This is a genomic window from Nocardia sp. No.11 (assembly GCF_038752175.1).
Classification (GTDB): domain Bacteria; phylum Actinomycetota; class Actinomycetes; order Mycobacteriales; family Mycobacteriaceae; genus Nocardia; species Nocardia canadensis.
In genome coordinates, this window is the sequence record NZ_JBCGFB010000012.1 from 1 (window position 1) to 18,609 (window position 18,609).

Sequence of the window (18,609 nt, forward strand, 5' to 3'; positions counted from 1 at the left end):
GGACCACGGGTTGGAGCTCTCCGTGAAAACGGGGGAACCTCAGCTTCCCGTGCCGCTGGATGGATCTGGACCGACTCAATCTGCTTGCCAGCTCGTATCCGAACGTAGTCGATTGGTATCTGCATGACGGCAGGCAGCGGCTGTCAGACGCGGTCGATTCGCTCGCGGCGATCTTGGCTGGTCGGCAGAATCGCCAGCCCGGTGCACCGCTGACGCCTTTCGATGTGCGATCGGATCTGGTGGGGATCTATCAAGCGATCAACGCGCACGATCCGCACTACCGGTATGCCGTTGAGGTCAGCCACCGGGCGCCATCGCACGAGTCTGCTGGCGATCGCGGGCTGACGGCCGCGTCGGCGGTGATGGTCGACGGGGACGTCTGGGTGATCACCAAGACGACGACCACATCAAGGTCACACCGACCCATCCACGCGCGGTTCTCGCACGGTACGTGGGGGAAGATTCCGACGGACACGTCCGCTACCGGAGTATCCAGACCGATCAACCGATAGAGGTAGCCGCTCTTGGGCAGCCTGCGATGATCCGCTAGTTCAGGTCGCGTATCGACTGCGGCCTCACCGGTTTCGAACCGAAGCCGGGACCAGACACACGACAATCGGAAGGAACTTTCATGGCCTGGAATTCCGCAGGCGACACCGTGTTCGGGCCGATCGCCGAGATTCTGCTCGACAGCGAACCATCGCCCGAATTCATCACCCCTATCTTGACCGTCGTCATTCGCGAACTCTTCCGAAACGACTGGGGCTATGACGGTGCGCTCAGCTCCCTCGCCGAGTTCGCGAAGTACCCCGCGGTCGTCGCTGCCTTCAGAGCCAATGACGTCCCCGATCCAGAAGACCCTGAGTACGCGGTCATCGTCGCCGACCTCGAACGTGCTGCAACACCGACAGAAGTAGAGGGCTGAGGGTTGTCGGCTTCCGATCGATCTCGAAGTGGAAGTCCCTCTTCGGGAATTCGACCACTCCAGGGGCCTACCGTTCGCGAGCTGTCGGACGATCCACGCCCGCATCCGTTTCCTGAATTCGGCATGCGTCGATGTGTACATGCTGCACGCATGGTGCGCCCTCCATCAGACATGGCCGGGGCGGGCGGCGTCGTTGGTTCGGTGGCGCGCGCAAACCCGTTGCCGTTCAACACGATTCCTTCTGCGATGGCGGTGACGGTGAGGATACGCATCTTGCGTGGTGGGCCCTAGCTACGCCATGCGTTACCGTTCAGTGCCCGGGGTGAGCTCGGTCGACCCAGTGCGTACGCCCGTTCCTACCACCGCGGCAGCCCAGGACGACGACCATCTTCGCAGATGGTTCCAGGTCGCCGGCATTGACGCTCGCGTGCCACTCGTGGGTTCTGCTTCGAGGCTTGAGTCCACAACTGGAATATATGTGATCTGCATACATCTACGCTCATGCGCGCGTCACCAACCTCCAGCCCCGCAACAGCTAGCAGTCGAGCAACCCGAACGTGCCGGCTATCGCGGTGGCGACTATGCGGTTGCTTGAACGAAGGGGCCCGACGAGCGAGTTCGGGTTCGAGCGAGGGGTGTTCGGCGTTTCGTGGTACCGCGCGCTTGTCAAGCCGGACACTTGCCGATCGGTAGGCTGGATTGGAAGCCCACATGTTCACGACCGAGAAGCTCGGACCGGACCAGTATGTCGTGAGCTGTTCCTGTGGCCGGTCCTGGACTGGGCATACCCGCGGTAAGACCGAAGCGAAGGCCGCCGCCCATGCCCTGGGGTTGAACCGTGCGCTGTGCCCTCATCCGGAGAAGAAGGCCTACCCGACTCGGCAGGCTGTACTGAAGGGCAAGGCCCGCACTTGGAAGATATCGCCCGATGGTGATCCACGACTTCGACGAGAAGGGCATGGACGCGCTGGAACCAAAATGGAAAGGGGGGCAGGCCAGCGAAGACGGACCCGGCCACGCGTGAGGCGGATCTGTCAGATCGCTCGGTTCTGGGCAACTCGCCCGGGTACCACACTGCCAGTTGTGTCCGAGGGCGGACGGTTGATCGATGCCGCCGTCGATGCGGCGTTGCCCGGTGCGGCCCCTGACGGCCAGGATGACCGACTCGATCGGCGATGATGAGGCCCGTGAACGGATCGCCGCATTCGTGATAACCGCGCCGCCGACCAAATGACGCTGCGATCCCCAGACCGACTGCATGATTGGAGAGGCCATGACCGTCGAATTCCCGCATCTCGACCTGTCTGCCGACGAGGTACTGACCACGACCAGGTCAGTGCGCAAACGGCTCGACCTGGAACGGCCGGTGCCGCTGGAGGTGATCACCGACGCTTTGGAGGTGGCGCTGCAGGCGCCGTCGGGCAGCAACATGCAGGGCTGGCATTGGATCGTGCTGACCGATCCCGAGCCCAAGAAGATCGTCGCGGAGTACTACCGCAAGTCCTACACCGCCTACGCCGCGGCGGGTGCGGCAGCACGGGCAGCGAAGCCGCCAAAGGATCTCGAGACCGCGGAGAAGGTGGCCTCGAGTGCGACGTATCTGGCGGAGGTGATGGAGCAGGTGCCGGTGCTGGTCATCGGTGCGATCCACGTGCCGGGTGGGCAGCTGCCGGAGGGTAACCAGGCCGGTCTGTGGGGCTCGCTGCTTCCCGCTGCCTGGAGCCTCGCGCTCGCGCTGCGCGAACGGGGCCTCGGATCAGCGTGGACGTCACTGCATCTGGAGTACGAACGGGAGGTTGCCGAGGCACTGGGAATTCCCGGGAGTGTCCGGCAGGGCGTGCTGTTGCCTGTCGCGTACACGAAGGGCACCGATTTCAAGCTCGCCAAACGCGCCCCGCTCGAGACCGTACTCCACGTCAACAAGTGGTAATGCGTCTCGACAGGCCGATTCGCGACCGTATCGACCAGGGCTGGCGATCGAGAGGTTCTACGTACGTTTCTGCCTGCCTGTGTAGTGCGTCCCAGCTCGTCTGACGTGCCGGTGGGCTTGCGAGTAGACGGTGTAATAGCAACCCCCGCCGGGCGGCGACCGGCATGTGAGCCGGGAGCCGCCCGCGGCATTGCGTTGCACGATCTGCACTACACGGGGCCTGCAGGCGATGACCATGCTGACTGTCGACACCGATCCTTCGCGCGAGCGAACTACCCGAGCCCTTTGTGCCGCTTCCGCGGCCACGAGAACCGACCAGGTCGGCTTTCACGGAGGGAGCACATCAGTGCGATCGTGATGGTCGAGGTCGCCATGCGGCGATCCTCGGCTCGGCCATTGCATGTCCGCAATTCTTCCGGCGCACATCATGTCCCGCGTGTGGTTGCCGAATTCGCCCGCAGTTCCAGGGGTGCGAGAATTGAGCGATGGATGACTACACCACTCACAAGGAGCGCGCCGAGGCGCTGCTCGGTGGCCTTGCCGCCGGCGACGCGGTGAGCGGCGCGGAGCGGCGGAACGTGATCGCTCAGGCACAGGCGCATGCTGCCCTCGCGCAGGCGGAAGCCCAGTGGGCGACCGCGGAGGCCATGCGCGCGCTCGGGACGTTGCTGGCGCGAAGCGCGGTCTGACCGACGCGGGCCGCACGCTAGGCTGGCGGGCCGAGGCGGTCTCGTGCCCGTCGGGCCGGCGGTTGTTGTACGGTCGGCTGCGGGATCAGCTCGTCGGCCACGCAGTTTCGTCGATCGCGAGCCACGGTGCGCCGGCGACGCGGGGCGGGGTCATATCGGCGATCGCCTTGGTGCGATGGTGAAGGTGGGATTGGTCGGTATAGCCTGCCTCGACCGCGGCATCTGCGGGCGAGCGACCTGCCGCCAGCAGGTGGGCGGCATGGTCGAAGCGGACGAGTTCGGACATCCGCTTGGGCGAGACTCCGATCCGGTTCCGGAAGTGGGACCAGAGTCGCTGGCGGGTCCAGCCGGTCTCGGTGGCGATTGTCTCGATGCGCAGCTGCCCTCTGCTCCGGACCGTCTGGTCCCAGGCGTAGACGAATTCGGGTGCTACCGCGAATTCGCCGGGCGCCCGGCTTCGAAGGAAGGCGCGTGTGAGGGCGAAACGGTCGTCCCACGACGGTGTCGAACGGAGCCGCTCGGTCAAGATGGTGGCGCTGCTGCCCCACAGTTGCGGCAACGATGTCACGGTACCGCCGATCATCTCGGTGTCTCGGAGAATCGCTGCTGCGGCGACGGGGGACAGGCGGATCTGTAAGACTTCGCCGGCCCCCGCGCTGGTCATTCGTAAGGCGCCGGCACGGAGTCCGATGACCGCGCTCCCCGCGACCGAACCTCCGCGGCTGGTGTAGGCGACTCCGTGCTCGGTGAGATCCAGCAGGATCGTGACCGAGGGATGCGGGATCATCGTGAGGTCCACGGGGCCGATGTCGTAGTAACGGAAACCCGCCATCCGGACTCCTGGAGTCGGGCGACCGGCCGGGACAGCGACCTCGACCCGGCTCCAGTCCAGTAGGCCAGTTGCGCTCATGCATCCCAGGCTAGCCGGATCGGGACAACGTGACATTCGTACAAGACGGTGCGACGAGCCCGCGACGAAGCTGTCGGCATGAACGAATCGAGCCCCACCCGGACACGCAATGAAACGACAGTCCACGGGTTGCACGTTGTCATCGACGGAGACCCGGCGGCACCGCCCTTGTTGCTCATCCACGGTTCGGGCGCAACCGGTTCGACGTGGTCGCCGGTGGTGCCAATGCTCACCACGGCGTATCGGGTGATCACGATCGACCTTCCGGGATGCGGCCGATCGGAGCCGGCGTCCACGTATGCCGTTCCACAGCAGGCGGATCGGACGGCGGCAGTGTTGGACGAGCTCGGGTTCCGGAATCTGAAGGTGGTCGGTCACTCCAGCGGGGGATACGTCGCTACCGCCCTCGTGGAGCGTCGCCCGGACCTGGTCGGCGAGCTGGTCCTGGTCAGCACAGGGCCGAGCCTCACAGCGCTCTTGCCCGAGCCGGCGATCATCAAGGCGCTCGCCTCGCCACCTTTCGGCCCGCTCGTGTGGGCGATTCGTACCGATTCGATGATCCGCCGCGGACTGGCAGCGACTGCGGCGGCCCCGATCACGGTGCCCGACACCGCTGTAGCCGATCTGCGAAGGACGACCTATCGAACGTTCCGCGCGATTCTCGCCGCCAACATGGACTACATCGCCGCGGGGACTGTGCCCGAGCGCCTCATCGCCACCCGGAAGCCCCTCCTCGTGATCTTCGGGGATTCCGACCCCCGGTGGGACCCGGCCTCGGCACACCAGTACGAGGCGGTGCCGGGTGCCGAGCTCCGATACCTTCGCGGAGTCGGGCATATGGCGATGCTCGAGGACAGCGATGCCCTCGCCCGCGCGATACTCGACTACACGCTCTAGAGGGCCTAAGGGTTTTCCCGTAAGTCCGGAATAGTCGCGTCGGTGTGCTCGTTTGCGTTAGTGGGTGTGGGCGAGCTTGGCCAGAGTGTCCGTCGCCGCGTAGGCGGTAGTCCCGCAGGATCTTCCAGGTCTTCATCCGGGCGAAGACGTGTTCGACACGGGCACGGACTCTGCGGTGGGACTTGTTGTCGGCCTGTTTCCACTCCGACAGCTCGGCACCGGGTGCCCGGCGGTGCGCACGCCCTGGTAACCGCCGTCGGCGATCACCACCACGTTGCGGCACGCTCCCACGGCCTACCCGCAACGGCCGATCAGCGCCGTCACACCGCAACCGGGTGATCAGACGAGCGAACGTGCGTGGCCGCAGCCCGGAGAACAATTCCACCATCACCGGATCAGCCGCCGATCACCATCGTTGGCACGATACCTGCTGCTGCTCAACGGCTTACGGGACAACCCTTAGGCATGCGGTTACGTGGATATACCGTTGTTTCGCCACTCTGCATTGATAGCTTCGGAGGATGGTCAGATCCTCGCGTGCCCTTCTCTGGCAGCCCGCAGCCTTCCCGCTTTCGGCACAGCAGGTCAAGGACGCGTACGCCCGCGTCAGGGCATCACTCATCGATGACGCACTGTTCATCCAGGACGCAGCCCGGTATGGCGTCACGGTCGACGAGCTCGACCAGCGAATGCAGCAGCCGCCCGCCCGGCTGGACAGCGGAACGTCGTGGGACTGGCTCGACGGTCCGGAGCACTATCGATGGGCTGTGTTGCGGGTTCTGGTAGAGGCGTATCCGTCAGCCGACCGGCACGAACTCGCAGGACCTGTCCTGGTGCAGGGGAACGCGGTCCATGTTGTCGCAGGCGACGTTCAGGTCGATGGGGACCTCGTACTGGAGGAAGGGGCAGTGCTGTTCGTCCTGGGCGGACTGTCGGTGAGTGGGGCGCTGGTGTGCAGGCCGTGCTACTCCGTGGTCGCCGCGAGGGAGATCGAGTGTGCCGATGGTGCCACCGGAGGCGAGGTCTTGGCGCTGGGCGGCATCCGGTGTCCGGGCACCTTCTTTTTCGGTCACAACGATTACTCCGCACGTGCAGCGTCGTACGACGGCGACGTCCTCGTCGACTTCGAGCGCTACAACGCGTTCGGCCGTGTCGCCGTCCGGGAGCGGGTAACCGACTGGGACTTCCCAGCCGCGGCCCGCGTCCTGGGGCTCCCCGACGACGAGGACGATTTGCTGGACGCGTACGCAGAAAAGCTGCTGAGCGGACAGAGTCCGGCATAGCTGGATGCGCACGGATCGGCAGCCACCAACCGCGGTCATCTGGGAGAAGGAGTCCTGAGCGACCAGCGAAGGGGTATAGACGATGATCTGTCCGAGACGCGAGGCGCCGATTCCCCAAACGTTCGGTGAAAGACTGCCCAGGATCGGGGCGAGGTAGAGTCCGCCGAATATGGTTCCTTCCAGCAGAGCGCCGGATGATCGAAACGCCAGTGCGTCCGGGTCGTCCATCGAATTCTGGACGATCTCGGCCACGGTGTTGTGCTCGAGCCGCAGGAAGATTCGCGGGAGCTTCGACCACCGGTAGGCGCTGTCTGAGACTCGAATGTCGTGGACCGAGTGACTCGGGAACAACGGCTCGTGGGTGCCGTCCGGACGTACATCTGCAACGGAACCTGAATCTTCACTGCCTCCCCATTTCTCCACGCTCGGCGAGCAGCCCACCCGACGACGACATGACACTGTGCCAGGCCAGGCCGCGTTCATTGCGACCGATCCTGCACTGTCGCAGCGAATCTAGATCAGCTTCCGATGTTGGCCGCCGGCCTGTGCATCGTCTCGCCGAGATCGACCTGTGTCGGTCCTCCAGGGACGCGCGGCGGGGCAAGCCGGTGGCTGTCGGATCAGTTGCCTGGCGGCGCGATGACGAAGCCGACGATGGCATCCAGACCCGGCTGGTATCCCTCGGTGGTGTCGACCGTCATCTGCGCGACGTCCAAATTCACCGCGACGAAAGAGTCGGCGGTGCGGGTTCCGGTGGCGATCTCGGCGAGGATGTCGGCGTCGTTGTGCGCGCGTCGGTGAAGATCGCGGTTGGCGCGATGGGCGATGCGGTCGTGACGGACATGCTGTGGCGAGGTGCAGTGGATGATGCGGACCTGCGCGAGCGCTGTAAGCGGTATGAGGTTGGGGCGCCAGAGTTTGTCCTGGAACGCCGCTTCGGCGACGACGGTGACGCCTGCGCGAGCGAGTACGGTGAGGGTGTCGAAGAAGGCGTGCAGGGCGGGGATGTCGAGGTCTCCGTAACCTGCGTCGCGCGGCCCGGTGGCGGCGACCATGCCCTGCTTGATCTCGTCGCGGATGATCGCCGGAACGCCGATCTTGTCGGCCAGGGCGTGGGCGAGCGTGGATTTCCCCGATCCCGGGGACCGGAAACGACGGCGAGCGTGGGCGCCCCAGGTGACATGGCCATGGTGCACTCTCGCATGTCAGGCCTTGGCAGCGGTCTGTCGTCCCCGGTGGTCGGCTTGGTGAGTCGGAAGTCGATGAACCGGGCGAGGAGTGGGTTCCGTACTGGGCGGGGTGAGTGCAGGCCATCTCGGCGCGATCGGCAGTGTCGGGATGATCGCCGCAGCGGTGGCCGACAATCCGGCTTTGTTGTTCGTCGCGTTGTTCGTCTACGGCGCGCGCACAGCCACCAATTCGCAGGCCCGGTATGCCGGAGCGGATCTGGCCGCCACCGCGCACCCGTGGTCGGGCGGTGTCGGCGGTGCTGGTCGCGACCACCTTGGTGCTCTCCTGTGTACATGCTCGCCCACGGTCACGGCACAGCGGCTGCGGGCATGGTGATCGCGGTCCATGTCGGTGCGATGTATCCGCCCTCGCCGCTGACCGGGTGGCTCGTTGACCGTTTTGGTCGGCTGCTGGTCGCGGGCGCGTCCGGGATCGCGTTGCTCGCCGCCGGGTTGCTGGCCGCGCTCGCGCGCTCGGATTCGGTGGTGTTGCCGGCGGCGGCGTTGGCCGGGGGTCGAAACCCCTGATTTGGTCAGGAGTTTCGGACGAGTGTCAGGACGGTGATTGCGCGGTCTCGGCGAACAGTTCGAGCAGGGTGCTCCAGCCGCCGCCGCGTTCGACGATGGTGTCCTGGATGGCTTTGCCGTCGACGAGCCGGTCGAGGTGGCGGTGTTCGAGGGTGACGGTGGTCTGCTCCGGCCCGTCGGCGGTGAAGCGGACCTCGATCTCGCTGGCCCGCGCAGGGTCGGGGTCGTATTCCCAGCGGCCGTTGATCTGCCAGGTCACCACGAGCCGGTGCGGTGGCTCCCACGCCAGTACCCGGCCCCAGTCGCATTCGGTGCCGTCGACACCGCGTTCGTACCAGCGTCCGCCCTCGCCGGGTTCGAGGATCGCCTCGGCCATCTCGGACGTGCCGATGTGATAGGCCGCAGGCCACCAGCGGCCGAAGGATTCGGTGAAGAAGGCGAACGCGCGTTCCGGTGTCATCGCGACGGTGGCTGTGCCTTCCAGGACGTTCAGTTGTCCGGTGCTGGTCATGGTCGATTCTCCTGTTCGGGGTCGGTCGCCGTCTGCTCGGCGGCCTTCTGAAAAGCGGTCAACGCCTCGTCCCAGATGTTCTGAAAATAGGCCTGGATCGCGGCGAGGCCTGCGGGATTGATGCGGTAGATGCGCTTGGTGCCCTCCGGCGTCGCCACGACGAGACCGCCTTCCTTCAGGACACGCAGATGCTGCGACACCGCTTGGCGGGTGACCGGTAGCGACTCGGCCAGTTCGCCCACCGACGACGGTCGCCGGGCGAGTCGTTCGAAGATCGCCTTGCGGGTCGGATCGCCGAGAATCGCGAGATCCACATCTTTGAAAGCCTTCATTTGCGTAAGTGTGCGCTTTCAATAGCGGACGCGCAAGACCTGGGATACGGCGCTGCCCTCGGTCGCGTGATGGCGCGAACGAGGGCAGCGGTACCGGTAGGTGTCAGGAGGGTTGTCGATGGGCCGGGGGATGGGTTTCATACATGCGGACCCCGACGATCAGCGCGGTGGCGGCGCTGATGGCGGCGGCGGCCCAGACGGCGGCGTGCAGGCCGAGCAGGTCGGCGACGATGCCGCCCAGGATCGCGCCGACCGCGTAGCCGAGGTCGCGCCAGACCCGGTACACCCCGACCGCGCGCCCCCGCCACAGCGGATGCGCGACATCGCCGATCACCGCCAGCAGTGTCGGGTAGACCATCGCGGTTCCGGCGCCGAGCAAGACGGCGCCGAGAGCCCATCCTGTGAACCCGTCGCTGGTGGCGATGATCGCCAGCGCGGCGGCTTGCAGGGTCATGCCGCCGGTGATGAGGTGCTTGCGGCCCCACCGGTCCGACAGCGCTCCGGTGAGGAGTTGTCCGGCGCCCCACACCCCGGGGTAGAGAGCGAACAACAGCCCGATCTGGCCCACGGACAAGTCCGCGGTGGCGAACAGTAGTGGGAACAGTCCCCACGACAACCCGAAGTTGAGATTGTTGACCAGTCCGGCGTGGCTGGCCGAGGACAGCGCGGGTTCGGTCACGCTGGTCGCGATCGCGATCTGGCGGTCGGTCAGGTCGGCGTGGAGGTGGTCGTGCAGGCCGTCGGCTCGCGGAGTGTGCGCGGCGGCTTCCAGGCGGGCGTAGTCGCGGGTTTCGCGGATGAAGAAGCCCGAGATGGCCAGGGCCAGTGCGGTGTAGGCCAGGCCGAGCAGGAACGGGGCAGGGCGTAACCCGAAGTGTTCGGCGAGATATCCGGCGAGCAGGGAGCTGATCGCGACCGCACCGTATCCGGCGGCTTCGTTGAGGCCCATCGCCAGTCCGCGCCGGCTCGGGCCGACGAGGTCGATCTTCATGACGACGGTGGTGGACCAGGTGAGGCCCTGGTTGATGCCGAGGAGCACGTTCGCGGCCACGACCCACCCCCAGCTGGGGGCGGTGATGAGCATCAGCGGCACCGGGATCGCGAACAGCCAGCCGATCAGCAGAACGGGTTTGCGGCCGTAGCGGTCGGAGAAGGTGCCCGCGAAGTAGTTCGCGATCGCTTTGGTGATCCCGAACGCGGCGACGTAGGTGAAGATGAATGTGTAACCGGTGAGCCCGAATTCGGACTCCGCCAGCAGCGGCAGCACGGTCTGCTGCTGGCCGACCATGCCACCGACGAGCGCGTTGACCGCGACCAGCAGCGTGAACTGGGCGGCGTTCTCCCGCAGGCCGAGAACAGGGGTCCGCACGCTCGGGCGCAGGCTCATGCTCCGGCCGCCAGATCCTGGCCGAGTGCGGCGGCGTAGTCGGCGGGTGAGCCTTCCAGGATGCGGATGTCGGTGCGGCCACTGCGTTCCAGGATGCTGGCTGCGGTCATGGCCCGTTCGCCGTGCCCACACATCACCGCCAGCGGCCCGGCCGGAACATCGACCAGATGGGCAGCGAGAGTGCCGAGTTCGAGGTTTCGGGCGGCGGGCACGTGGCCGGCGAGGTACTCGCCGCGCTGGCGGATATCGAGCACGGTCGGAGCGGGGTGTGCGGCGAGCTGGTCGGCGCTGACCAGCTGCGCCTTCTCGACCGGACCGCTCCAGGCGCTCATCCCGTCGGTGAGTTCACCCGCAAGGGTGTCGAATCCGACTTTGGCTGCCTCCCAAGCGATGTCGATGCTGTCCTGCGCGCGGTCGCGGACGATGATCACGGGCCGGTCGGGGTCGGCGAGCCAGCCCAGCCAGGTCGCGAACACCGGCCGCAGGGTGATCGACAGTGCTCCCGGGATGTGGCCTGCGGCGAAATCGGCGGCCGGGCGGGCGTCGACGATCTGCGCGCCGTCGGCGATCAGTTCGCTGACCTGGTCGCTGGTCAGCGGGGTCAGGGTGGGGGAGTCGGTGAGGACGGCGGGGCCTTGGTGGTTGATTTCGCCGAGGCGCAGGAAGTAGTCGGGGAAGGTTCCGAGCGAGGTGAGCAGGGCCTCGACGAAGGCGTCCTCGCCGTCGACCTGCAACAGCGGATTGGTCGCGCGCTCGTGGCCGATGGTGGTGGTGCGGTCGGTGCCGGTGGCTGCCGAGCAGAACGAGCCTGCGCCGTGGGTGGGCCAGACCTGGGTGTCGTCGGGCAGTTCCATCAATCGCTGCAGCGAGTGGTACTGCGCTCGGGCGAGGGGGACGGTTTGCTCAGGGCTGACCAGGTCGGTGCGCCCGGCGGTGCCGACCATCAGCGAGCCACCGGTGAACACACCCTGCAACTGTTGATCCGCATCGCGCAGCAGGTAGGACAGGTGCTCGGGCGAGTGCCCCGGTGTCGCGAGCGCTTCGAGGACGAACGCGCCGACGGCGACGGTCTCGCCGTCGGCGAGCGCGGTCACGGCGAACCCGCGAGCCCCGACTTCCGGGGCGATGACGATGGCACCCTCGGTCTCGGCGAGTTCCCGTACGCCGGAGATGAAGTCCGCGTGCAGATGGGTCTCCACGGCATAGGCGATTTGCAGGCCGTGACGGCGAGCTTCGGCCCGCACCCGCCGCACGTCGCGTTCCGGGTCGATGACCAGAGCGCGCCCGTCGCCGAGGTCGAGCAGATAGGTCGAGTTGCCCAGTCCTTCATCGATGACAGGGATCAGGGTGAAGTCGGTGGGCATCGCGTACTCCTCGGTCGCTGCTCGTCTCCGTGCTGATATTCCAATCAACCATGGAATATAGTAGAGACTATTCCATGGTTTCATGGAAGACAACTCTCCGTGGCAATCGGTACGCCCGCGATGCAGGCACGTACCATATTCCACAGATGATTGGAGGAGCCGTGAGTGTTGATCGCACCGCCGCGAAGGCGGCGCTGTACGAGTCGTTCGCTGCCAGCGGTAAGGCTCTGGGCAGCGGCAAACGACTCGAGCTGCTCGATCTGCTGGCCCAGGGGGAGCGCAGTGTCGAATCGCTCGCCGCCGCTGCCGGGCTGAACCTCACGACCGCGTCGGCGCACTTGCAGACTCTCAAGCAGGCCGGATTCGTCGCGACCCGCCGTGAAGGGGTGCGCATCCACTACCGCCTCGCCGGTGAGGACGTGGCGCAACTGTTCGCGTTGCTGCGCAAGGTCGCCGAAGCTCACCAGCCTGCTGTGGCGCCGGCCCGCGAGAGCTACCTAGGTCCCGCGGACAGCCCGGAGATGACCCGCGAGGAACTGCTGGCCCGCGCCGAATCCGGAGACATCATCGTCCTGGACGTGCGCCCCGCGCCGGAATATCAGGCAGGCCACATCCCCGCTGCGGTCAACATCCCCGTCGACCAGCTGGCCGACCGCATCGCCGAGCTCCCCGGCGACACCGACATCGTCGTCTACTGCCGCGGCGAGTACTGCGTACTAGCCCACGATGCCGTGCGCCTGCTCACCGACCATGGTCGCCGAGCGATTCGCCTCCACGACGGAATGCTCGAATGGCGCCTGGCCGAACTCCCCCTCGCCTTTGCATCCGCCTGACGGGCGCACGGCCCGGCATCGACACGGGCCCGCAGCGGCGTCGCGTCCTGCGCAGTCGAAGGGCTGCGCGAAACAACCTCGGGGCGCCCAATCCGGCGGCGATCGCGGCTAGCGGGACCACGACATCGACCCACGGGTCGCGAATCGGACGATAGCGAGCGACGCCGTCGCGCATCTCGATGAAGCCCAACGGCCGCACGTCCATCCCGCCGCCTCCGCCACCACCTTCACCGATCTTGTCGGCACCGGATTCGCGCCCGAGACCTCCGCCGAAGCCGAACCCTGCCCGCGCGACCGGTATCACCGTGACCGCGTCGACGGTGACCGGCGCACCGAAAACCGTTGCCGCGTAGGCGTTGTCTCCCAGTCTGTCGAGCATTCGTTCCAGCGATTGGACCGACATTTCGGCAGCGCCAGATACTCCGGGCGAGGCTTCGGGCATCACGGGGCCGGTCACGACGGACGCCGATCGGGCAGCACGGCGGTGCCCAGGACGTGTTCGGCCGTCGGGAACGGAAAACTGTTGTCGGGGAACCGGACTCGCTCACATTCGGTGACAGTGAAGCGTGCGTCGGCGAGGGCGCGCAGGGTGTCGCGGCCGGTGTGGCAGCCGCCGTTGAGCGGGGGCCAGATCGTGGCATCGAGGACGTGCTGCGCTCGCCGCATCCGCGCCGACTCGGATCGGACGTGCTCGAAGAACCGCAGCGTCCCGCCCGGCTCGAGGACTCGGGCGATCTCGCTCAGGGCGGCCGACTGGTCGGGCACCGAACACAACACCAGACTGGTCATGCAGCGACCCGTGCGAAGGCCGTGCGGCTGGTTCTCGATCACCGTGAGGACTACGCCACCGAGCGGGCGGCAATCAAGGCCGTGTCGTCCCGGTGGGGGATGACCGCGGAGACGCCGCGGAAGTGGTTCCGCCAAACCGAGGTCGATGAGGGTTAGTCCGACGGCGTTTCGACGAACCCGACGAGCATGGTCGTCGCAAACCCGAATCGCTCTATGGCGCGGAGAAGATATGGGGCGGCCATCTGCGACGCGAAGGCATCCCGGTCGCCCGGAGCGCGGCGGAGCGGTCAATCCGTGTCGACGGATGGCGGGGTGTGTCGCGGCGCAGGGCAATTCGCACTACCGAGGCCGAACCGGGCGGGACGCGGGCGGCGGATCTGGTGGACCGGAATTTCCGGGTTCCGGCTCCGAATCTGCTGGTCGTCGCCGATTTCAACTACGTGCGATTGGTCAGCGGCGGGTTCGTCTACACCGCGTTCGTCGTCGACGCCTACGCCGGGCGGATCGCGGGCTGGGAATGCTCGCCCAGCAAACAGGCCGTGTTCGTGGAGTCGGCGATCCGGCAATCTGCCGCGCGGCGGGTGCGTCAGGGACGGCCGTGGACCGGGTCCACGATTCACCACAGCGACGCCGGATCTCAACACGCGTCAGTGAAAGACATTGAGACACTGATTCGTTCGGGGATCCTCCCGTCGATCGGCTCGGTTGGGGACGCCTTCGGCAATCCGCTCGCCGAGACCACGATCGGGCTCTGCAAGACCGAGGCGGTGCGTGGTGATTACTCATCGAGCCGTTCGAGAGCCAGACGCACGGCCTTCTCGCGAACCTCGGGCGGGTACACGCTTCGACATGAGACGAAACCATCTTCCTCAAAGACGGAAGCGGTCCCAAATCGGTTCGGTTTTTCTCGTACCCGAAGATTTGACGTGGTTTTGGTCAAACTCCAAAGAAACTCGACAATGTCGATTCTGATCGGGCTCCAGTGGGTCGGCGCCCGTGCCGGCAAGGTCGCCGTTCGGGTGTGGTGGGGCGATCGATCTGGCGTCCCCGATGGCGCTGCTGCCGATCACAGTCCTAGTCGGATGCGATTACACAGCTCAGCGTTGTCGGCGGGCGGCGGTTTCGAATTGTTCGAGGGCTTCGAACGCCTCGCAGCCATAGACGACTGCGGGGCCGCCGCCCATCATGATCGCCACGCCGATGGTTTCGACGACCTCGGCGTGGGTGGCGCCCGCGGCGAGGGCGTCGTGGACGTGGTAGGCGATGCAGCCGTCGCAGTGCACGGCGATGCCGATGGACAGGGCCATCAATTCCTTTGTCGCACCGGTGAGCGCTCCCGCACCGGTTGCGGCAGCGTGTAGTCCGCCGAAAGACCGCATGGTCGAGGGGATTTCGCGACCGAGTTGGTTCATGACCGCGCGCAGGTGGTCGTTGATCTCCGGATAGTCCTTGCTTGTCATCTCGGCTCCCTTCCACGTGGTGCGTGGCGTGTCTCGTCGTCGATGGGGTGATCGTATGGCCCTGTCCAGGTGCGGCGACACGGCCGAAGCGCCCCTGGACTGGTGACGTCGGACCCTGGCCGGTCTGCACGGCCGTGCGACAAGCTCGGGGCATGCAAAACGCCGATACCACGACGTCGTCGGCCGCGCCGACGATCTACACCGTCACTGCCGCCTCGATTGCCGGGGCCGGGCCCGCTCAGGTGCACGCCGGCCAGGAAACTATCGATCTGGACACCAGCTGGGGAAAGGCGCCGTCAGGGCTGCCGGGTCCGGCGCACCTGCTGGCTGCGGCACTGGCGGCTTGCCTCTTGAAGAACCTGGCGCGTGCGGAGGATCTGCTGTCGTTCAGCTACCAACGCGCCGAGGTACAAGTGACCGCCCGTCGTCAGGACGTCCCGCCGAAGTTCACCGAGTTCACCTACCAGCTGCGACTGGTCACCGACGAGCCCCAACGACGTCTGGACCTGTTGCAGCGCAATCTGGCCGGGTACGGCACCGTGTACAACACCCTCGCGGCTACCTGCGAGGTCCACGGCTCCGTTGTCGCCGTACCGAGCGGCTCCTGACACCGTCGGAATCGGTCAATCCAGCACGGTGGCAGTACGAAGCAGCCGGACAGCAGACCTGGCCGGGGTCCCGGCGTTCATCGGCGTCGCCGAATCAGGCACAAAGTCGCGATCGCATGAGCCGGGCAATCCCACCTTCGGCATTATGACGCAGGTATCGCGCGACGACCAGCGCGGCCGCGGCTGGTGACTCGCCCAGGTCGGTCGTGTTCGCAGTCGGACATACTCGCCCTCGGCCGGATGGCGTGGGCGATGCCCTCGTGGACGTCATCCGTACCGCGAGCCGTGGCTACATCGGCTCCATCGGCGGGAAGACGCCCCATTCGTGCATCAGCATCATCATGGCGTGCAGGATCTGATGGATCTGGTATCCGAGCATCGCGTGTTTCCTCCTCCGGTCGCGCGGAGTGCGCGACTCACCGTTCGACTGTGCGCGTCCAGGGAACAAAGCGAACAGGGTCGGAAGACCCTCCTGGATCGCCACAGGTCACGCCCTCGTTAGCCCCGTCATCGACGCGGCGGTGACCATGACATGCCGTCGCCCGGCTGACGAGGACACGAACGACGAATGGCCCCCCGACGTGAGTCGTGTGCCCCTGTCGCCCGCCCGGCGGTGCACGCATGCTGGCAGCAGCGGAAGGGGAATCGACTATGAGCGTTGTCGCGCATCCGGGGCCGGTTGTCGTCGGCGTCGACGGTTCGGAACAAGCAGGTTGGGCACTGCGCTGGGCCGCCGAATACGCTGCCCACCATCGAGTCTCACTGGTGCTCGTCTGCGCTGTCGATGTCCCGGTCGATTCCGGTCCGGGTCTGGGTGGTCCGCACTTCGATCTCGAGGCACTACGCCGCGACGGTGAGAAGATCGTCGCGTCGGCGGCGGCCGTGGCAGTGGTGGTGACGGCGCCGATCGCCGAGGTCACGATCACCTCGGAAGTCGTCCTCGGCTCAGCGCGTGCCGCGCTCCGCCACCGCAGCGAATCTGCGCGCCTGCTCGTCGTCGGTAGCCGCGGCCTCGGCGCGTTCCGCCGGACGCTGCTCGGCTCGATCAGCTCGTCGATCGCCGGACACGCCGGGTGCGCGGTAGCGGTGATTCCCGAATCGGCGGTCCCACGGGACGGCCCGGTGGTGGTCGGAGTCGACGGGACGGCCCGCAGCATGGCGGCGCTCGCCATCGCCTTCGACGAAGCCGCCCGTCGTGGGGTCGTGCTGCGGGCGGTGCACGCTTGGTCTGAATTCGGCCGCTCGCAGTCGCCCGCCGCGTTGCGGGCCACTGCCGCGGCGAGGCTCGCCGAGAGCCTCGCCGGCTTCGCTGAGAACTATCCCGACGTGGAGGTCGATCGCATCGTCGTCGAGGATCGACCCGCCAACGCGATTCTCGCCGCAGCCTCCCGCGCTCAACTGGCGGTCGTCGGCAGTCACGGCCGCGCCAGGCTGTCCGACGCCGTTCTCGGCTCGGTGGCCCACGCGGTTCTGCACGGCATCGAGTGCCCGTTGATCATCGCGCGGCCACGCGCGTCGGTCATCCACTGATGCCTGACATGAGACAACGAACGGCACCCGAGGCAGGGTCGGCGGTCCCCGTCGACCGCCGAGGACGGGTGGTCGAATCGGAAGACAGTGTTCAACAGCGCGGAACGATTACCAGCCCTGCGGATGCGCGGAGGAAACCCGATGAGATTCGATGACGTGGTCGCAACCGTGAAAGAAGCGATGTCGGTCGAACGTGTGTACGCCCCGCCGGTGGAGCATGACGGAACGACGGTGATCGGTGTCGCCGCGATCTCCGGAGGTGCCGGTGGCGGCGGGTCAGACCCGGATCCTTGATCTTCGTGCCGCGACCGATTGGTTGCACGCGACGAACCGGTCCCGCTCGGTGAGCTCATGGTGCGGCTCCGGGGTGCCGTAGACCGGGCGCGTTCGGCACGACTCCTGTCCTCGGATGCCGCGCCGGCGAGTATCACCGTCACGAATCTCGGCAGCGACGAGAATCCGCATCGATGAATGCGACTATCCGCGTCTGGCGACCATCCACACGTGCGTCGAATTTCTCGCGACTCGGGCCTGAAGCCGGCGAGGCGTGGCATCGCCTGGGACGACATCGTCACTGGCTTCGGCGCAGCTCGATCCGGACCATGTTCTCCAATCCGTCCAGCGCCGCATCGGACGACGTCGGGTGCGAGCACGACAGATTTGGAAAGTCGACGCAGTAAGCGATGAATGCGCGTCGGGGGTGTGACCAGCACACATCCCAGCTGATGCGAAGCAGTTGGCGCTCGATGTTCTCGGCGGGGGTAATGGTGTCCATGGGTCGATTCTTTCGGAGTGTGGTGTTCGACACATGGTCGAAAAGGCTCTGAGATTAATGCCTTTCGTCATCGTTCGGCCCACGCGGAAGACCGTCACGTGGCCGAATCCACGTACTCGACTCGATCGACCTCTACCTCGACTCGCGGGCGGGGTGGTTCGCACGCTCGCGTGGTCACCCCACCGAAATACCACAGTTCGGTCAGTCACCTCAGAACTGGAACGGCTGCCGCAGTACCTACCTCGGTGTGCCCTCGGGCGTGGCGACGTCGAGGGGCTTCTCCGAGAAGGCGGGGGAACTTCAGCACCGAGCAGTTCTATGATTGCGTTCCAAATCAGGTTCGAGTACTTCGATAGTTCGACCCGGTCGGCTCCTCGATCTACGGTGCGTTGGGTCTGCCATTCGGAGAACCGCGGGGCGAACCACAGCAGTCGGACGAAGTCGGGGTGAAGCCGTACTCGTTCGGGTATCTCGATCGTCTGGAGGAGCTCCAGGTACGCGTCACCCAGCTCGGGGACGAATCTGCCGTCGCGGAGGTTGCCGAGGTATCCGCGTTATGGGTCCCAGGCTGTGTCGAGTGCTTCCAGGACTGTGGGGGAGTCGTGTTTCATTGCCAGAATCCCATGATC

Annotated in this window: 21 protein-coding genes and 2 pseudogenes; 13 read left to right on the forward strand and 10 right to left on the reverse strand. The window is 66.2% G+C overall.

Annotation, left to right across the window (positions count from 1 at the left end):
- Positions 1 to 59: 59 nt before the first annotated feature.
- The 4 genes from V8688_RS05990 to V8688_RS06005 all read left to right on the forward strand — a co-directional run bounded on the left by V8688_RS05990 (position 60) and on the right by V8688_RS06005 (position 3,544).
- Positions 60 to 512 carry a hypothetical protein gene (locus V8688_RS05990; RefSeq protein WP_342800368.1) on the forward strand — a complete coding sequence of 151 codons (453 nt, stop codon included), beginning with the start codon at positions 60 to 62 and terminating at the stop codon, positions 510 to 512.
- 119 nt (positions 513 to 631) lie between these two features.
- Positions 632 to 925 carry a hypothetical protein gene (locus V8688_RS05995; RefSeq protein WP_342800369.1) on the forward strand — a complete coding sequence of 98 codons (294 nt, stop codon included), beginning with the start codon at positions 632 to 634 and terminating at the stop codon, positions 923 to 925.
- A gap of 1,273 nt (positions 926 to 2,198) precedes the next feature.
- Positions 2,199 to 2,855, forward strand: a complete 657-nt coding sequence (locus tag V8688_RS06000; RefSeq protein WP_218718980.1) for a nitroreductase family protein — start codon at positions 2,199 to 2,201, stop codon at positions 2,853 to 2,855.
- 485 nt (positions 2,856 to 3,340) lie between these two features.
- Positions 3,341 to 3,544: a hypothetical protein gene (locus V8688_RS06005; RefSeq protein ID WP_218718981.1), complete on the forward strand. Its 204-nt coding sequence runs from the start codon at positions 3,341 to 3,343 to the stop codon at positions 3,542 to 3,544.
- A gap of 85 nt (positions 3,545 to 3,629) precedes the next feature.
- Here V8688_RS06005 and V8688_RS06010 read toward each other — a convergent pair whose 3' ends face one another.
- Positions 3,630 to 4,208: a helix-turn-helix domain-containing protein gene (locus tag V8688_RS06010; RefSeq protein ID WP_342800370.1), complete on the reverse strand. Its 579-nt coding sequence runs from the start codon at positions 4,206 to 4,208 to the stop codon at positions 3,630 to 3,632.
- Positions 4,209 to 4,532: 324 nt separating this feature from the next.
- Here V8688_RS06010 and V8688_RS06015 point away from each other — a divergent pair, with 324 nt between their 5' ends.
- Complete coding sequence (locus tag V8688_RS06015) at positions 4,533 to 5,351, forward strand: alpha/beta hydrolase (RefSeq protein ID WP_342800371.1); 819 nt, start codon at positions 4,533 to 4,535, stop codon at positions 5,349 to 5,351.
- A 55-nt stretch (positions 5,352 to 5,406) separates the two neighbouring features.
- Here the strand turns inward: V8688_RS06015 and V8688_RS06020 are convergent.
- Positions 5,407 to 5,739: pseudogene (locus tag V8688_RS06020) on the reverse strand (transposase); the annotation flags it as partial.
- 133 nt (positions 5,740 to 5,872) lie between these two features.
- On the opposite strand from V8688_RS06020, the gene V8688_RS06025 reads away from it, so the two are divergent.
- A complete protein-coding gene (locus V8688_RS06025) occupies positions 5,873 to 6,634 on the forward strand; it encodes a hypothetical protein (RefSeq protein ID WP_342800372.1) in 762 nt (253 codons plus the stop codon).
- Positions 6,635 to 7,254: 620 nt separating this feature from the next.
- Here the strand turns inward: V8688_RS06025 and V8688_RS06030 are convergent.
- A complete protein-coding gene (locus V8688_RS06030; protein ID WP_342800373.1) occupies positions 7,255 to 7,830 on the reverse strand; it encodes an AAA family ATPase in 576 nt (191 codons plus the stop codon).
- 103 nt (positions 7,831 to 7,933) lie between these two features.
- Between V8688_RS06030 and V8688_RS06035 the strand changes: the two genes are divergently transcribed.
- Entirely contained in the window at positions 7,934 to 8,200 is a 267-nt protein-coding gene (locus V8688_RS06035) for a hypothetical protein (protein ID WP_342800374.1), read from the forward strand.
- Positions 8,194 to 8,391, forward strand: a complete 198-nt coding sequence (locus tag V8688_RS06040; RefSeq protein WP_342800375.1) for a hypothetical protein — start codon at positions 8,194 to 8,196, stop codon at positions 8,389 to 8,391. The genes V8688_RS06035 and V8688_RS06040 overlap by 7 nt, the downstream gene beginning before the upstream one ends.
- A gap of 25 nt (positions 8,392 to 8,416) precedes the next feature.
- Here V8688_RS06040 and V8688_RS06045 read toward each other — a convergent pair whose 3' ends face one another.
- From V8688_RS06045 to V8688_RS06060, 4 genes are all read right to left on the reverse strand, one after another.
- Complete coding sequence (locus tag V8688_RS06045; RefSeq protein ID WP_342800376.1) at positions 8,417 to 8,902, reverse strand: SRPBCC family protein; 486 nt, start codon at positions 8,900 to 8,902, stop codon at positions 8,417 to 8,419.
- Positions 8,899 to 9,234, reverse strand: coding sequence for a metalloregulator ArsR/SmtB family transcription factor (locus tag V8688_RS06050; protein ID WP_218718986.1), 336 nt, complete (start codon positions 9,232 to 9,234; stop codon positions 8,899 to 8,901). Before V8688_RS06050 ends, V8688_RS06045 begins: the two co-directional genes overlap by 4 nt.
- Positions 9,235 to 9,337: 103 nt before the next feature.
- Entirely contained in the window at positions 9,338 to 10,621 is a 1,284-nt protein-coding gene (locus V8688_RS06055) for an MFS transporter (RefSeq protein ID WP_218718987.1), read from the reverse strand.
- A complete protein-coding gene (locus tag V8688_RS06060) occupies positions 10,618 to 11,985 on the reverse strand; it encodes an MBL fold metallo-hydrolase (RefSeq protein WP_342800377.1) in 1,368 nt (455 codons plus the stop codon). The genes V8688_RS06055 and V8688_RS06060 overlap by 4 nt, the downstream gene beginning before the upstream one ends.
- 161 nt (positions 11,986 to 12,146) lie before the next feature.
- Here V8688_RS06060 and V8688_RS06065 point away from each other — a divergent pair, with 161 nt between their 5' ends.
- Entirely contained in the window at positions 12,147 to 12,818 is a 672-nt protein-coding gene (locus tag V8688_RS06065; RefSeq protein WP_308248517.1) for a metalloregulator ArsR/SmtB family transcription factor, read from the forward strand.
- 453 nt (positions 12,819 to 13,271) lie between these two features.
- On the opposite strand, the gene V8688_RS06070 is transcribed toward V8688_RS06065, so the two are convergent.
- Positions 13,272 to 13,607, reverse strand: coding sequence for a methyltransferase domain-containing protein (locus V8688_RS06070; RefSeq protein ID WP_342800378.1), 336 nt, complete (start codon positions 13,605 to 13,607; stop codon positions 13,272 to 13,274).
- Here V8688_RS06070 and V8688_RS06075 point away from each other — a divergent pair.
- Positions 13,572 to 14,386 (forward strand): annotated as a pseudogene (locus tag V8688_RS06075) (DDE-type integrase/transposase/recombinase); the annotation flags it as partial. The gene V8688_RS06070 and the pseudogene V8688_RS06075 overlap by 36 nt on opposite strands.
- 318 nt (positions 14,387 to 14,704) lie before the next feature.
- On the opposite strand, the gene V8688_RS06080 reads toward V8688_RS06075, so the two are convergent.
- Entirely contained in the window at positions 14,705 to 15,067 is a 363-nt protein-coding gene (locus V8688_RS06080; RefSeq protein WP_342800409.1) for a carboxymuconolactone decarboxylase family protein, read from the reverse strand.
- A gap of 152 nt (positions 15,068 to 15,219) precedes the next feature.
- Between V8688_RS06080 and V8688_RS06085 the strand changes: the two genes are divergently transcribed.
- The 3 genes from V8688_RS06085 (at position 15,220) to V8688_RS06095 (ending at position 17,499) form a co-directional block, all read left to right on the forward strand.
- Complete coding sequence (locus V8688_RS06085; protein WP_218718992.1) at positions 15,220 to 15,675, forward strand: OsmC family protein; 456 nt, start codon at positions 15,220 to 15,222, stop codon at positions 15,673 to 15,675.
- 651 nt (positions 15,676 to 16,326) lie between these two features.
- Positions 16,327 to 17,205 (forward strand): universal stress protein, encoded by an 879-nt coding sequence (locus tag V8688_RS06090; RefSeq protein WP_342800379.1) that lies wholly within the window; start codon positions 16,327 to 16,329, stop codon positions 17,203 to 17,205.
- Between the two features lie 141 nt (positions 17,206 to 17,346).
- Entirely contained in the window at positions 17,347 to 17,499 is a 153-nt protein-coding gene (locus V8688_RS06095) for a hypothetical protein (RefSeq protein WP_218718994.1), read from the forward strand.
- 277 nt (positions 17,500 to 17,776) lie between these two features.
- On the opposite strand, the gene V8688_RS06100 is transcribed toward V8688_RS06095, so the two are convergent.
- Positions 17,777 to 17,980 (reverse strand): hypothetical protein, encoded by a 204-nt coding sequence (locus tag V8688_RS06100; RefSeq protein ID WP_218718995.1) that lies wholly within the window; start codon positions 17,978 to 17,980, stop codon positions 17,777 to 17,779.
- Between the last annotated feature and the right edge of the window lie 629 nt (positions 17,981 to 18,609).

Excerpts from the sequence above, each read along its gene's own strand:
- V8688_RS05990 (WP_342800368.1), top strand. The coding sequence starts at position 60 with ATGGATCTGGACCGACTCAATCTGCTTGCCAGCTCGTATCCGAACGTA.
- V8688_RS05995 (WP_342800369.1), top strand. The coding sequence starts at position 632 with ATGGCCTGGAATTCCGCAGGCGACACCGTGTTCGGGCCGATCGCCGAG.
- V8688_RS06000 (WP_218718980.1), top strand. The coding sequence starts at position 2,199 with ATGACCGTCGAATTCCCGCATCTCGACCTGTCTGCCGACGAGGTACTG.
- V8688_RS06005 (WP_218718981.1), top strand. The coding sequence starts at position 3,341 with ATGGATGACTACACCACTCACAAGGAGCGCGCCGAGGCGCTGCTCGGT.
- V8688_RS06010 (WP_342800370.1), bottom strand. The coding sequence starts at position 4,208 with ATGACCAGCGCGGGGGCCGGCGAAGTCTTACAGATCCGCCTGTCCCCC.
- V8688_RS06015 (WP_342800371.1), top strand. The coding sequence starts at position 4,533 with ATGAACGAATCGAGCCCCACCCGGACACGCAATGAAACGACAGTCCAC.
- V8688_RS06025 (WP_342800372.1), top strand. The coding sequence starts at position 5,873 with ATGGTCAGATCCTCGCGTGCCCTTCTCTGGCAGCCCGCAGCCTTCCCG.
- V8688_RS06040 (WP_342800375.1), top strand. The coding sequence starts at position 8,194 with ATGGTGATCGCGGTCCATGTCGGTGCGATGTATCCGCCCTCGCCGCTG.
- V8688_RS06045 (WP_342800376.1), bottom strand. The coding sequence starts at position 8,902 with ATGACCAGCACCGGACAACTGAACGTCCTGGAAGGCACAGCCACCGTC.
- V8688_RS06050 (WP_218718986.1), bottom strand. The coding sequence starts at position 9,234 with ATGAAGGCTTTCAAAGATGTGGATCTCGCGATTCTCGGCGATCCGACC.
- V8688_RS06055 (WP_218718987.1), bottom strand. The coding sequence starts at position 10,621 with ATGAGCCTGCGCCCGAGCGTGCGGACCCCTGTTCTCGGCCTGCGGGAG.
- V8688_RS06060 (WP_342800377.1), bottom strand. The coding sequence starts at position 11,985 with ATGCCCACCGACTTCACCCTGATCCCTGTCATCGATGAAGGACTGGGC.
- V8688_RS06070 (WP_342800378.1), bottom strand. The coding sequence starts at position 13,607 with ATGACCAGTCTGGTGTTGTGTTCGGTGCCCGACCAGTCGGCCGCCCTG.
- V8688_RS06080 (WP_342800409.1), bottom strand. The coding sequence starts at position 15,067 with ATGACAAGCAAGGACTATCCGGAGATCAACGACCACCTGCGCGCGGTC.
- V8688_RS06085 (WP_218718992.1), top strand. The coding sequence starts at position 15,220 with ATGCAAAACGCCGATACCACGACGTCGTCGGCCGCGCCGACGATCTAC.
- V8688_RS06090 (WP_342800379.1), top strand. The coding sequence starts at position 16,327 with ATGAGCGTTGTCGCGCATCCGGGGCCGGTTGTCGTCGGCGTCGACGGT.
- V8688_RS06095 (WP_218718994.1), top strand. The coding sequence starts at position 17,347 with ATGAGATTCGATGACGTGGTCGCAACCGTGAAAGAAGCGATGTCGGTC.
- V8688_RS06100 (WP_218718995.1), bottom strand. The coding sequence starts at position 17,980 with ATGGACACCATTACCCCCGCCGAGAACATCGAGCGCCAACTGCTTCGC.